Below are 15774 nucleotides of genomic sequence, written 5' to 3'. Positions count from 1 at the left end.
AACTACAAATTTTTCTTCAGTTTTCTCGAAATTGCATCCAATTGCTTTTGCGAAAGTTTATTGTATTGGTAATCTGTAGGTGTGATTTCTTTCGTTTCCTTATAAGAGCAATGCCGAATAATCTCCGTCAGATGTCCGGAATAGCGATCTGCCAAACCTTGAATCGTCTCTCGACGATATTGCCTCTGGTTGAAACTGATTTCCATTGTGAATTGGTTTCCAATCACCATGCCGTTCATTTCGAGTTTATGGGCCTTTTCAATCTGAGGTCCGACTTCAGGACCGGTCGATATATCGGACAACCGGAACAAATCCGTTTGGGCAGCCGCTTGGTCAAACTGTCCAAGGTAATTAAATACAATTTCCGGCTTTAGCTGGAACTGCAATGGAAGATTTACGGCATTGTTCTTGGCAGTTAAGTACTTCATAATTTCGTATCCCAGCCCTTTACCCGGCACCCGCCGCAGGTGATCCTTGATTCCCTTGATGAGATTGGCGGTATCCGTTGTTCCTTCATCACCAAGCACAAGCGGGAATATGGATGTGAACCATCCCACTGTTCTCGATATATCCAGCCCTTTTACGACATCCTCCCGGCCATGACCTTCCAGTTGGATCAGCACAGAGGCGGATCCTGCCCATTGTTGCAGCGTCCGGCTCAGGGCAGAAAGCAGAATATCGTTGATGTTCGTGCTGTACGCATGATGGACATCCGTTAACAGGCTCCGGGTTACATTCTCGTCCAGACTCAGCTTCACCTTCGCATGATCTCCGGTTTGATTTGTTGAGATTTCATGGTCGACCGGCAGCTCGATCGTAGATGCTTGCTCAACTTCACTCCAATAGCCGGATTCTTTCAGCAGCTTCGTACTCACCGAATATTCAGCAAGCCGCTGAGACCATTCTTTGAAGGAATCTGTTTTATCCGGAAGCTTGACCGGGGTCTGTTTGATCAAATTATTATAAGAAGATGAGAAATCCTCCAGAATAAACCTCCAGGAAACACCATCGACTACAAGGTGATGGATGATGATCAACAGATAGCCGCCGGATTTGGTATGAAAAATGCCCAGTTGAATAAGCGGCCCGTGTTCAATATTCAATCCTGCCTGCAGCTGGGCCGAATGTCGTTCGATTTCTGCCCGGGCATCTGTGCTTTCCGTGAGATCGATAACATTTAGTTTGTAAAACGCCTGACCCTGAGCACCCTGATTGACTTGCACCACCCTATGTTCCTTCCAACTGAAGCGCATCCGCAACGCATCATGATGTTCAACCAAATGATCAAATGCTTGCGCAACCAGCCCTTCATCAAACCCTTCTGCTCTGAACAACATGACGGAATGATTGTAATGATGGACATGCTCCCGTTTCTGCTCTAATAACCGGTATTGGATCGGGGTAAGGCCCACTTCTCCCGTCACCGCTTCCTGACTGATTTTACGGGTAAAAGTCTGAACGTACTTACTTGATTCGCGAATCGTCGGATATTTGAGCAGATCCCTCATTTCCATCTTCAATCCATGGGTCATCAATCGTGAAGATACCTGTAAGGCTTTAATGGAATCGCCGCCGCATTCAAAGAAGTTATGTTCGGTTCCAATGCCTTTTACACCCAAAATCTCCTCCCATACCTGAACCATAGTTTCCTCGATTCCATTGGCAGGAACAACGTTTTTACTTGAAGATTCGATGTCAATCACAGGCTCAGGAAGTGCTTTGTAATTCAATTTCCCGTTCTCGTTCAGAGGCAGGCGGTCAAGGAATACGCAAGCGGATGGGAGCATATAAGCCGGCAGTTTATGCGCCAAATGATTCCGCATGTCCGAGGCCGTCAAGCCTTGAAGCGTAACCATATAAGCGCATAAATATTTCGCTCCATTCCCGGTCTCCTTTACGGTAACCACCGCTTCCCGCACATCCGGGTGCTCCGTAATCCGGGCCTCGATTTCGGCCAGTTCAACCCGGTAACCTCTGATTTTGATCTGATGATCGATTCGGCCGATGAACACAATCTCGCCGCTTGGCAATCTTTTGACCCGATCCCCCGTTTTGTACAGCCTTAATTCCGGAATGAAAGGGTGTCGAATGAACTTCTGCTCTGTGAGCTCCCGTTCATTCAAATAACCGCGTCCAAGCCCTCCGCCGGCAATGACCAGCTCTCCCGGCACTCCGTCCGGCAACAGATTGCCATAGGCATCCATAATATAAGCTTCCGTATTGAAAATCGGCTGGCCGATCACAGGCTGCCGGCAAAACGCTTGAAAATCAGCCGGATTCAGAGGATGGGCAATACAACCGATAGTTGCCTCAGTAGGACCGTAATGGTTGACGAATCTGACCAAAGGATACTGCTCATAATACCGGCTGATATCCTGCACTTTGATTTTCTCGCCGCCAAGCACGATCAGTTCAAGGGAATCCAGCAGACCATTCATTGCGAAGTACTCGTGATTTACCATCATGTGAAATAACGACGGCGTTGCCTTGATGAACGTAATGCCATGACGCGAGATGTAATCCATCACAAATTGCGGATCGGAATAATCGTAGCGGTTGAGCAAATGCAGCTCGCAGCCGCTGACAAGCGCCGGATATAACGCGGTATAGCACAGATCAAAGCCCGCCGAGGAAAGCAGCATCGTTTTCCCCTTGTTATCCACCTTTTGAGTCGTCGTAAACCAATGTACATAATTGACCAGGTTCCGGTGCTCAATCATCACACCCTTAGGTGTACCGGTCGTCCCTGAGGTATAAATAACATAAGCCAAGCCGTCTTCTCTTAACGGAATGTTTAAATTTTGCTCCTGGCCTTCGCTTGTTTTTAAATGATCCAGTAAAAATAGCTGCTGCTCCGTTTCCGTCTCAATCAAACTGTCGGCATAAGTCAGCAGAAATCCGGATCCGCTGTTGGCTAACATATAACGGATTCGTTCTTGCGGAAACTCGGGATCGATTGGCAAATAGGCTCCTCCCGCTTTGAGGACAGCTAACAGGGCCGCAAGCGTCTCCGGCCGGTTCTCCATCATAATCCCGGCAATGCCGTTTCCTTCTGCAAAACCGCTCTCCAGTATCATTCTCGCCAGCAGGTTCGCTTTCGCATTCAACTCGGAATAGCTCCATCGATCCTCCCCGTAAACAAGGGCCGTTTGATCCGGTGTGAGTTCCGCCTGAGCTTCAAACCACCCCACAACGGTATGGAACTTTGGTTTTTTTGCTGCTTCTTTACGGTCGCCCTGAAGGGGGGCTGCCCCTTTCACTTTTTCTTCATCCGACAATAGGGAAATCTTCGCCAACTGCAGATTCGGTTGATCCGCTCCGGTATGAAGCACCTGGACGAGAAGCCGTGCAAACCGCTGCATCGTATCGCCGGTAAATAAATCTGTGCAGTAAACGAATTCCAGCACGATTTCTTCCTCTGTTAATTTGACGAGCAGTGAAATATCGAATTTGGCCGATTGCTGTTCGATCGGGTAAGGTTTTATGCTTAATCCTTCTACTTGAAAGTCTTCCTCGCCCGCATTTTGCATCGTTAACATCACATCAAACAGCGGGCTTCGGCTTAAATCTCTAGGGAGCTTCAACTGATCTACCAAGCTTTCGAAAGGGTACTGCTGATGCTCGTAAGCATTCAGGCAAACTTCCTTCACTTCCTCCAAATAAGCGCGGAAGCTCTTCTGTCCTTCCGGTTTGCTTCGCATTGCAAGGGTATTGACAAAGACCCCCATGACTTGACGCAAATCCGCATGATCCCTGCCGGCCACTGCTGATCCAACAATGACTTCTTCTTGTCCCGCATATTTTGACAGAAGGATGCTGTAACCGGCGAGTAAAATCATATACATGGTTGTTCCCGTCTCTTGAGCCAATTGCTTTAATCGGGCTGTCAGCCCACTGCCGACTGCATGCACCAGCTTTGCCCCATCTTTACTATGCTGCTGCGGTCTCGTGAAATCGGTCGGCATGCTCAACACGGGAATTTCTCCGGAAAAATGTTCAAGCCAGTATTGCTTGTGGGTCTCCAGTTCCCTATTGGTTAGCTGTTCGTTGTGCCAAGCGGCATAATCCTTATATTGAATGCGCAGCTCCGGCAGCTCTTTTCCGCTGTACAGCTCGTTGAATTCCTCGATAAATAGTCCGATGGAGGTGCCATCTGAAATAATGTGGTGCATGTCGACCAGCAGCACATAATGATTTTCGGTCCGTTGAGCCAGACTTGTCCGGAATAAAGGTGCCGTGCTTAAATCAAAGGGAACTGCAAATTCCTCAACAAGCCGTTTCATTTCAGCGTCGTTCACATTGCCATATTTTTTGATCGAAAACGCAGCTTCAGAGTGAATAATTTGCACCGACTCCCCGTCAATCACCCGGAATGAGGTGCGGAATGCCTCATGCCTTTGTATCAGCGCGCGGAAGCAGGCTTCCAGCTTGTCAATGTCCAGGTCTCCTTCGATTTCAAAGGCTGCCGTCATGTTATACGAAGTGTTGTCTCCGTTCATTTGTTCAATCAGGAACAAACGCTTTTGTGCAGCCGACAGCTCATAGAAACTTTGGGTGTCTGCAACAGGAATTTCAGCAAACTGCTTCTGGTCCGATTGTTCAAAAAGCTGCGCCAAGCCCCGAACAGTAGGAGATTGAAACAGTCCTCTTACGGGAATCTCCACGCCTAACTCCTTATTGATTCTGGCAATCAGAATCGTTGCTTTTAAAGAATGGCCTCCGTGTTCAAAAAAGTTGTCATGGATCCCGACTCGCTCAAGACCGAGTTCTTCCTTCCACAGCTGAGCCAACCGTTCTTCCAGCTCATTACCAGGCGGCGTATACACCTCGGATGCGAATTGGCCGGATTCCGGTTCAGGCAGCGCCTTTTTGTCTATTTTTCCATTTGGCGTCAACGGCATCTGCTCCAGCGGAATGAAATAGGACGGCACCATATACTCGGGCAGCGATTTCAGCAGACTTTCCCGAATTGAATCCGTTTTTGCTTCATCTGCCGGTACGTAATAAGCGCATAAGTAATAATTTCCATGTTCATCCTCTTTGGCTGCTGCGACAGCTTCTTTCACGGGCAGCTGCCGGATCATCGTCTTTTCAATCTCCTCCAGCTCAATCCGGTATCCGCGAATTTTAACCTGAAAATCTGTTCTGCCTATATATTCAAGAGATCCATCTTCTCGCCATTTTGCCAAATCGCCGGTTCTGTACATTTTGCGCTCCGGAATATGCGGATTATCGACAAATTTCTGTTCCGTCAAATCTTCACGACGCCAGTAACCCGCCGCCAAACCTTCCCCTCCGATGCATAGCTCCCCCGGTACCCCGACGGGAACAAGCATGTCGTTATCATCAACGAGAAAGACCTGCGTATTGGCAATCGGCCTGCCTATGTCCACGTTCGATTTGCTGGTCAAATTGCTGACACAGGACCAAACCGTCGTCTCTGTCGGACCGTACATATTGTAAATGGTTAAGCCGGAGATATTTTGCAGCTTATGCAATAAGTGAATCGGCAACGGCTCTCCGCCAAGCATGATATCAGACACTTTATTTAGAAACTTCATCTCCGGATCGCTGGTCATCAGCATTTTCAAACGGGATGGCGTAATTTGCAGCATTTCCACATGATGATTCGTAATAAGCCGAGAAAGTGCCCGCGGATCAATCTGGTCTGTTTCACTGGCAATAACGACAGTCAATCCTTTCGTTAACGGCACCCATGTCTCCAGAACGAAAATATCAAAGGAAATGGTTGTTAGGCCCAGGATGCTCTTGCCGGGATTAAAGCCTATTTCCTCAGCCATCGCTTTAGTGAAGTTGTGAACGGCTTGATGCGTAATCATGACTCCTTTTGGATTGCCTGTGGAGCCGGAAGTATAAATGACATACGCATGATGATCGGCGGTATGCAGCCGAAACCCATGACCCGGTTCTTCTTCTTGGTACAGGCTTTCGTCATGGACACACAGAGTTGTAGCGTTGCACTTCACATCATTTGACAATTTCTCTTCAGTCAGTAAAATTTGCGCACCGCTGTCGGCCAGCATATATTCAATTCGATTTACCGGGTAATCCGGATCAATCGGCAAGTAGGCCGCCCCTGCTTTCATTACGCCCAGCAAAGCAACGATCATATCAAACGAGCGGGTAACCATCACGCCGACAATTGTTCCAGGCACGACCCCTTTTTTTCGAAGGGAAGCCGCAAACCGGCTAGACTTCATATCCAGATCCTTGTAAGAATAATGCTTGTTCTCCCAGACCACTGCCACGCTGTCAGGAGTGCGTAATGCTTGAAGCTGGAACAGCTCATCAACCGTTAAATCCCTGTCATAGAGCAATTCCGTTTTATTGAAGTCCATCAGCAAATGCCGGCGTTCTTCTGCGGATAACAGATCAATCCGGGATAGCCTTACATCTGCGTTATCCGCCACGGCATCTAAAATATTCACATAATGGGACAGCACACGTTCCGCTTTATCCTGTTTGAACAGCCTGGTACTGTAATCCAGGTTTAACGTTATCTCTTCCCCCTTCCAATCCTCTGCGCTCAGCGTCAAATCATACGGCGAAACCCCGGGATTCTTCTCTTGCGGCCTAAACGTAACCCCTGCGCCGGATATCGTTTCCATGTCCATATTCTGCAAAATAAACATCGTGTCAAAGAGCGGATTACGACTGGCATCTCTCTGTAAGTTCAGCTTCTCCACCAACAGTTCGAACGGATAGTCCTGATTGTCGAATGCGGCAAGACTGCTTCTTTGGACTTCTTCCAAATATTCGCGGAAGCCCTTATCTTTCGCGGGAAAACTGCGGATCGCGACCGTATTGATAAACACACCGATCAGCGGTTCGATATCGGGATGACTCCGTCCCGAAACCGGAGTTCCGACAACCAGGTCATCCTGGCCTGTATATTTATTTAAAAGCACTTTATAAGCGGAAAGCATAACCATGAACAGAGTGGTTCCCGTATCCGAAGCAAGCTTTCGAAGCCGCTTTGTCAATGGTTCGTCCAGGCGCATAGTCAGGCGCTTTCCTTCCATGCTTAACTGACTCGGGCGCGGATAATCTGCCGGCAAGTCAAGGGCGGGAAGATCCCCCTCGAATTGATGAAGCCAGTATAACTCCTGTTCTTTCGACCTTTGTTCATTCGCAGAGCTGGTCTGCCATTCGGAGAAGTCGGTGTACTGCACTTTTAGTTCCGGCAATACTTGGCCCTCATACAGCCCGACAAGCTCCTTCATAAACACGGACATGGAATAACCATCCGAAATCAGATGATGCATATCGATAAACAAAACATGCGACGACTCGGTTATCTTAACAAGCTCCGCTCTGAACAACGGCGCTTTGGCAAGATCAAACGGCTTGACGAAATGCCCGAATCTATCCTCCACGGTTTCCGAAGGCTGCAGCTCCGCGTACGGTACACCCAGTTCGACGGTTTCACTAATGCGCTGTACGATTTTTTGATCATGGATATCAAATGTCGTTCTGAACACCTGATGCCTGCTGACGATATGCCGAACAGCCGAGATCAGCCGATGCGGGTCAAGCTCTCCATGAAGTTCGACCTGGCCGGGGATGTTATGAACTAACGTTTTTGCATCAAGCTGCTCCAAAATGTAAATGCGCTTTTGGGCTGCGGAAGCCTCATACATATCCCGCTTCTCTTGTAACGGAATCGGCTCAAATGCATCCGTCGAGCCGCCTTCAATCGTATGGGCAAGCTGACGAATCGTCGGATACTGGAACCACTGCCCGATCGGGATCCGGACCCCGAACTCCTGATATATTCGCGATAGCATGACCGTAGCTTTCAAAGAGTTTCCTCCGAGCGTGAAGAAATTGTCCTGAACGCTGGCACGCTCGATTCTTAGGAGCTCCTTCCAAATCCGGACAATCCCTGTCTCGATCTCATTAAGCGGTTCTTGATCCTCCGCAAACTGATCCAATCCAGGCAGCGCACTGTCGTCAATAGCCCCATCCTCCAGCAGAACATACGAATCCAGCATGACCACATGAGAAGGGATCGCATATTCCGGCAGATGATCCGCCATCTCGGATCGCACCAGCGAGACGTCTATCCGTTGGACCGGAGAGACAATATAAACTGCCAGCTCAGGCGAGTGATATCCATCGATCCGCCGGACGGCAGCTTGAGCGTGCCTCAAGCTGGGCAGCCGCAGCAGCGCCTCCTCCAACAGAGATAAATTGACGCGATAACCCCTGACATCGGCCGTCCGGTCTGCCTCGCCACAAAGCTTCATTTCTCCCGACAGCATGATCATTGCCAATTTTCCCGAAGGCACCATACTGCCTGACCCGGAATCCAGCGTATGCAGTTCACCTATAACGCCTACAGGAGCTGAGGTTTTATAACAATCGAGAATCGCCTTCCCGCCGTGATCATTACTAAACTGGCTCAAAAGCTTAGCCTGCTTATCTGTAACAAGCGAAAGACGGGATATCTGTAATGAACAATCTTGAATCATGGCGAGCAAAATATTCTGATACCCCTCTACCCAATTCCTCATGACTTCCGGCTCGATTAAATCTCTGCTGTAGTCAAAATCAAGCATTAATTCCTGATTGATCTCTGTCACATTCAGGAACAAATCATAATGCAAATGCTGAACAGGGTATGAAATTAATTCAGAATCCAGTCCGCTGAAGTTCAATTTCCGAATCGGCCGATCCATATTAAACAATATATTTATGATTGGCATGTGCACTTCCGGCATGCGTTCCGCCAGGCTCGCGAGCGAGAAGCTCTGATGCTGATCCAATTGCTGCATTGCCGTCTTCACGGCACTTATGTAATCTGCAGCCGATTCATTACCGTTGATTTCGGTGTAAACCGGAAGCATGTTTACACAGTTCCCCATCAAATGGGTCACGCCCATATGGGACTGACCTGCCGTAGGAATCCCGACGACCATGCGATTTTGCCCGGCGAGACGATGCAAAAACAAACCGTAGGCGGCCAGCATGGTGATAAACAAGCTGTTTTTGCTCCGGATGCTTAGCGCTCTCAATTGCTTCGTTATGTCCCTATCAAGAATTAAAGTATGCCTGCCGGCGCTGAACGTCTTTTTGACCAGATGCCCGTGCGGCGAAGGCAATTGCAGGATGGGAACCGGCCGGGCAAATTGCGCAGACCAGAAAGCTGCGGCATTGCCGGCATCAGGTTGACGCATCATCCGCTCCTGCCATTGCAAATATTCACGAAACTGAACGGGCTGCGACAGCTTGGGATCCCGCTTCTGGCAAATCGCCGAATACGCCTCTTCCAGCTCGCCCGCAAATATAGCGATGGACCAGCCATCAACAACGATATGATGGAAAGTAAGGGCAAGAATAAATGCCTCATCGGCCATTTGCAGGACGGTGATTCGAAATAAAGGCTGCCCGGAGTTCAGATCAAATGTGTTCGAGGCATCGGCAGCCAGCCATCGGTCCAGCGCTTCCTTGCTCTCATCTGAAGATGGGCAGCGAAGATCACAGACAGTGACGGGCGCTTGTATATCCGGCAGAATCTCCAGGTACTCACCGCTCGCATTGATGATCGTCCGCAAAGCCTCGTGCCGCCGGATTACTAAACTCACCGCTCGCTCCAATGCCTCTTGGTTTAGCACACCATTCATTTTGATCAGAACGGATTCATTGAGCGATGCGGAGGCAGGTCCGCCTGATACTGAGGAAATCCACAGCTGCTTCTGTTCATTGGACAAGCTTGCTGTCTTCCTTCCGCCACCTTTACCCGGCGGCTCGGGATTGCCAGGCAGAAAGCCGCCACGCTGCAAATCGCTTACGCTCTCTTTTACAATACGGATGACTGCATCTAAATCATCTTTTGTATGTGCGGTGGACAAGAAACAGTTGCGCCCTTCCCACACATACAATCCCTTATGGTTCAAATGATAGAAGAGCAGCTCAATATCGCCGAAGGATACGAAGCGGAACAAAGAACCGAAATTCACCATGTAAATCGGAACATTTCTTTCCTTGAAGAAGGAATTCAATTCCTGAACAAGATACTCTGTATTGCCATTCAGCTCATCGTACAATGCTGATCCTTGTGACTCCAGATGGTTAATCGTCTTTAATGCTACACGCATTGTGAGGGGATGAGTGCAGAAGGTTCCCCCGACAAATGTCTTTTGGGCTGCCTTCACCGGATAGGAGGCATCACCGAAATTCCACTTCCCGCCGTCAATCGGGTCCATGAAGTGCTCTTTCCCGGCCACGATGCCGATCGGGAGGCCTCCGCCAACCACCTTGCCGTATACGACCAAATCAGCCTGCACGCCGAACCAGGCTTGCGCCCCGCCAAGACCAATACGAAAACCGGTAATGACCTCATCGAAAATAAGGGCGGTGCCCGAGCCGGCTGTAATCTCCCTGAGCTGCTGCAAAAATTTGCGAGGTTGCAAATCCGGCCGGCGGCTCTGGACAGGCTCCACCAGCACTGCGGCCAATTCGTGTCCATGCTTGCGGATATATTCCAAGGATTCAGGCTGATTGTAGTTCAACATGACCCCATCCCGTACGTAACTCTCCTGGATGCCGGGTGCCATCGGGAGTGTGGAGGCCTCATCGGATTCCGGGTTAGCCACTCCCAAAACCCCGTCAAAAGTGCCGTGATACGAGCCGGAAAAGATGACGACTTTTGAGCGGCCCGTAGCTGCCCTCGCAGTCCGCAATGCAACCATTACGGCTTCTGTTCCCGAATTATAGAAGGCGATGCGTTCTACTCCCGTAATCCCGCTGATTCTCTCCGCCACTTCGCCGGCCAGGTCTGACATCGGACCTAGTGGCGGAAGTGAAGAGGAGGCGTGTGTCTTCATTTCCGATACGATAAAATCCGGATTGTGGCCGAGCAAGTTCACACCGAATCCCATCGTTAAATCGATATATTCATTACCGTCGACATCCCACATCCGCGAGCCGGAGGAACGCTCGGCCACGATTGGATAAATGGCTTCCTTCCAATATGAACGGAATCCCGGAACATTGCGGTTGTTGGCATGAACATAGCGCGTCTGTTTCGCATAGGCTTTAGATCCCCGGGTGCGTTTTATATACTCCGAAAAAAACTGGTCCAAATATGCCTTCTGCTGCTCCGTAAAATTCCCGTCTTCACCTATGATCATCGGCTGATAGGGGATGAACGGCTTTGACTCCTGCGAAGTCTTGCCGGCTTCAGCAGCTTTAATCTTCGGGGGCGTTTGAGCCGGTACCGCCTTCAGATAGGGTTTGAATCCCGGTTCCTTACCAAGCTTCTGCCCATTTCCTTCGGTCAAGTTTCCCTTCATTTCACGGCCGCCCAGCAGCTCCAATTGTTGTCCAAGCAGATCGGTGACTTGACGTTGCTGGAGACTCAATAATTCAATTTGCCGTGTCATAATACGCTCTATTGCTGAATTCCCCATTGCTGATGAGCTCCAATTTTCCATTTCCATAGAAACAGCCGCCGCTGCTTGAAGCTGCTGATCCTCTACCTCCTGCCGCGCTATTTGCTTTTCCATTGGTGCTTCCTGGACCTTAGCTGCGGTTTGGACCCGTTCAGGCAACTCGGCATTTTGGATAATAAACTCCGTTAAACTATTTACATTGGTGATCGAATCAAAGAAGCGTTCGATTGCAATATCCAAATGAAAGACCTCTTCGATTTCCTTCCGAATTCGGGCAAGCATAATGGAATCGAGCCCCATTTCAAGGAAGTGGGCATGGCTGTCAATTTCGGACACATCCAATCCTGAAGCGCCGCTTACCATTTGACTAATCGTATTTTCTACTTGATTTGATAAGGCCTCAGTTGCACCAACTGTCATAAGCATCTCACCTGAATTCGTTTTTGAATATTCCTCCGCTGTTTGGCCTTTGCTGCGTTCGATCTCGACCCAGCAGCGTTTACGCTCAAAAGGATATAATGGCAAGGGGACTTTTTGGGCGGATTGCTTGGAATAAAGCTTATCAAACTCCACACGTGCCCCTTGAACATACAACTCACATATTCGTTCAAGCTGCTCCCGGTTCTTTGCTTCGGCCGGTCCATTTTCCAGTATGACTTGACCCGCTTCTTCACTGATTCGGTTTATTTCCTCCTCTGTGATTTCTCCCTGCTTGCGTCCCTGCCCCGAATCCGAAACTACCCGATATACGCCTCCAAATACTCCCTGTTGCCCTTGGCCCGAAGCGAGGCTGATCAGTTTGCCGGACAATTCCACTTGTGTCGCACATACGAAAGCGATTCGATGTTCAAGATGAGCCCGCCCTGTGCTTGCCGTATAGCAGATATCTGTTATGGATTGCTGCGGATACGAGTTCAAGTGACTTATATACCTTTGCAATAACTCTTGAAGGGAACCCTCACTTTTAGCCGATAAAGTAAAAATATGTGGTTGGCCATGATCATGAATTGACGTTCTCGGGACTGAATCTATGTATTCTTCCATAACCACATGACAATTCGTACCGCTGAAACCAAATGAACTGATTCCGCAGCGTAAAGGCTGTTGAGAATCATCGAATGGAGCAAGCTCGGTATTAATATAGAAAGGCGATTGTTCCAAATCTATTCTTTTATTCGGCTCTCTGAAATGAACCAACGGCGGGTTTTTCCGATGCTTCAGCATAAGTGCCGACTTGATCAGGCTAGCGATCCCTGAAGCTTCAAAGGTATGTCCAATGTTTGCCTTAACGGAACCGAGCGCACAAAACTGCTTCTTATCCGTATAACCGGCAAAAGCTTTTGTCAGCGCGGAAAATTCGACAGGGTCCCCCAGCTTTGTCCCCGTTCCATGAGCTTCAATAAAAGCAAGTGTTTTCGGATCCACCCCCGCATCCTTCCATGCCGACCGAATCACTTCCGTCTGGGAAATCGGGTTGGGCGCCGTAATTCCAACTGTTGCTCCATCTTGATTCATCGCGCTTCCCTTAATGACCCCATACACATGGTCTCCGTCCTGGAGCGCTTGACGAAGCGGTTTTAGCAATACTGCCGCTACCCCTTCGCTTACGCCTGTGCCGTCCGAAGACAAATCAAAGGCACGGGTACGCCCATCACCGGATTCCATATCCAGGCCTAAAGACAAAGGCAGCAGCGATGTTCGAACCCCTCCGGCAAGTGCCATTTCACATTCGCCGTTTCGAATCGCCTGACACGCCATATGAACCGCAACCAGGGAAGAGGAACATGCTGTATCGACTGTTACAGCAGGTCCTTTCAAATCGAGAAAATATGCAATGCGGCTGGCCAGAACCGATGGTAGATTTCCGACAATATAATTCGATAGCCTGTCTGGTTCATGCTTGGAAATCAGACGTTCATAATCATATCCGACCTTAGAGTAGCCAGCATAAACTCCCACTTTCCGGCCACGCAGCCGATCTCCCGCATAACCTGCGTCCTCCAGCGTCTGCCAGGCCTGCTGCGTAAATAAGCGCTGATTCGGATCCATTAATTTAGCTTCATTTGGAGACAATCTGAAAAACGCATAATCAAATTTATCGATCTCGTCCAGGTAGCCGCCTGCCTTGAAGTCGGACTCCCGTCTGTCCAAACCTATGACCGATAAATAATCCTTGGCATCTTCCCGTCTCGCTGAATCATATTCCCCGATTAAATCGCGGCCGTACGCCAGGTTGTCCCAATATTGTTGCAGGTTTGAAGCGCCCGGAAGACAAACGGACATCCCGATAATGGCGATATCTTTTTCGTTTTGCGAATCTTCCTTTTCGTTCCTCTCCATGCAGCTATACAGGTTTGTTTCGGTGATTAGATATTTGGCAAGCTCTCCAATAGACGAATATGAGAATAAATCAGCAACCTCCAATTTGACCGAAAACTTCTGCTCTATACGATCCGCAATTTGGGCTAACTGAAGAGAGTTTGCACCCATCTCGAAATAGCTGTCCCGGGTGCCGATCCCGTTTTTCATCAGCACCTCGCTGCAAATTCGTTGAATTTCCCGTGCGATCTCTGTTTGTGCAGCCCCCGTACCGCTTGACTCTGCCCGCTTCTTTGCTTCAGCTTCACGGGCTATATTATTCAATTCCCGCGAAACCTCGACAAACTCGCCTTCCTTATACTTCTGTGCGAGTGTATAGCGCTGCACCTTTCCGCTGGTCGTTTTCGGCATTCGTTTAAGCGGTACGACATCTGCAATTTCCCAGCCCCCCCGTTTATTCAAAAGCCGCTTCACTTCAACCATGATCGGATAAAAATGCTCCAGTTTTCTCTTCGATACAATAAATAAAACAATGTCTTCTCTCTTCAGCTCCGCATTGTAGACCCCACACGCAGCAACCCTGCCGAGTTCCACACCATCGATTTCCTCCGCAATTCGCTCCAGGTCATGAGGGTATACGTTCTGCCCGTTCACAAAAATAATATCCTTTGCCCGTCCTGTAATGACCAATTGACCGTTTCTCAAGAAACCGAGATCCCCCGTACGCACCCAACCGTCACCCGCCAAAAGTTTTTGGGTTGCCTCCCGATTGTTATAATATCCTTGAGTAACATTCAGCCCTTTAATATGTATATGACCGACGATCCCATCACTCAATTCGACATCCTCATCGTCACAAATTCGGAACTGGCAGTAATCAATCGCATAGCCAACCTCTACGAACGACAGGGCATTGGGGAATTCTTTGTCTACTTCAACAACCGGATTTCCGATATTAAGATGTTCACGATCTACATATATAGTCACAAATTCATTTCCTGGAGGAGGCAGGGAAACACCCACTGAAGCTTCCGCCAGCCCATAAACGGTGTACATCGCAGTCCGATTCAACCTATATGGTGCGAGGGTATCCAAAAAAGAGTTGCATAAATCTGTGGAGATCGGCTCTGCACCGTTAAAGATTAGCCGAATATGCGATAAATCCCAGCCGCTGGCCTTTTCCGCTTTAAAAAATTGCAGGAAGTATTTATAACCAAAATTCGGGGAAGAGATTATGCTGACCTGATGCTCGCTCGCCTTCTTAATCCACATTAAAGGTTGTCTTATAAATAAGGACGTAGGTATGATATATTGATTTAAATTTGCTAGAAAAGGTAACATATGATTACAGATCAATCCCATATCATGCGTTAGGGGCATCCATTGTAAGTAGGAGTCCTCCGCAGTAACTTGAGAGGCGTTAATGATTCCGCAAACGTTATGGAGCAGATTCTTGTGTGTCAGCATGACTCCTTTGGGATCTCCCGTGGAACCTGAAGAAAACTGGATAAAAGCGATATCCTCAGCATGGGGATTGTGAATTTGCGGAGAATACTCTCGTGAAAATGCCTTTTCATAATCGACAAACGCAACCTTGTCTCGAATCATCTCAAATAACTGAGGTTGTCCACTCTTATTAGAGAATTTCTCTAAAGAATGGAGCATTTTCGATTCTGTAAGCAGATAGGGATGATTCAGCCCCTCCCAAATTCTGAATACCTTGCTCTTATGCTCGTCATTGTTTCCCGTACTGACAGGAACCGCGATCATGCCACCCAAGATACACGCCCAAAAAGAAATGATAAAGGAGCGGTTGTCTTCGATTTGAAAAACGACTTCCTGTCCCGGAACTACTCCCTGCTTTTGAAGATAACCGAGGAACCCGCATGATTCTTCATACAGCTCTTTATAGGTCATTCGAACCTCTCGATCATCACCATCAATAAAAATAATACCTCTATTATCTGATTTCCCTCTTTCTTTCATAACATCGACCAGACTAGTAAATTGCTTTGTGTACACATTCTCCCCTCCTAAA

1 protein-coding gene is annotated in these 15774 nt (G+C 48.5%); it reads right to left on the bottom strand.

Features of this window, described 5'->3' with window-relative positions:
- Window positions 1-2: 2 nt before the first annotated feature.
- On the bottom strand, window positions 3-15758 hold the full coding sequence (locus H583_RS0105615; RefSeq protein ID WP_028559620.1) for a non-ribosomal peptide synthetase: 15756 nt from the start codon (window positions 15756-15758) through the stop codon (window positions 3-5).
- Window positions 15759-15774 lie beyond the last annotated feature (16 nt).

This window comes from Paenibacillus pinihumi DSM 23905 = JCM 16419, from assembly GCF_000422505.1.
In the GTDB taxonomy this organism is placed as follows: Bacteria; Bacillota; Bacilli; order Paenibacillales; family Paenibacillaceae; genus Paenibacillus_D; species Paenibacillus_D pinihumi.
Note: the sequence above shows the minus strand (reverse complement) of the source record. Positions and strands in the feature narration are given on the sequence as shown.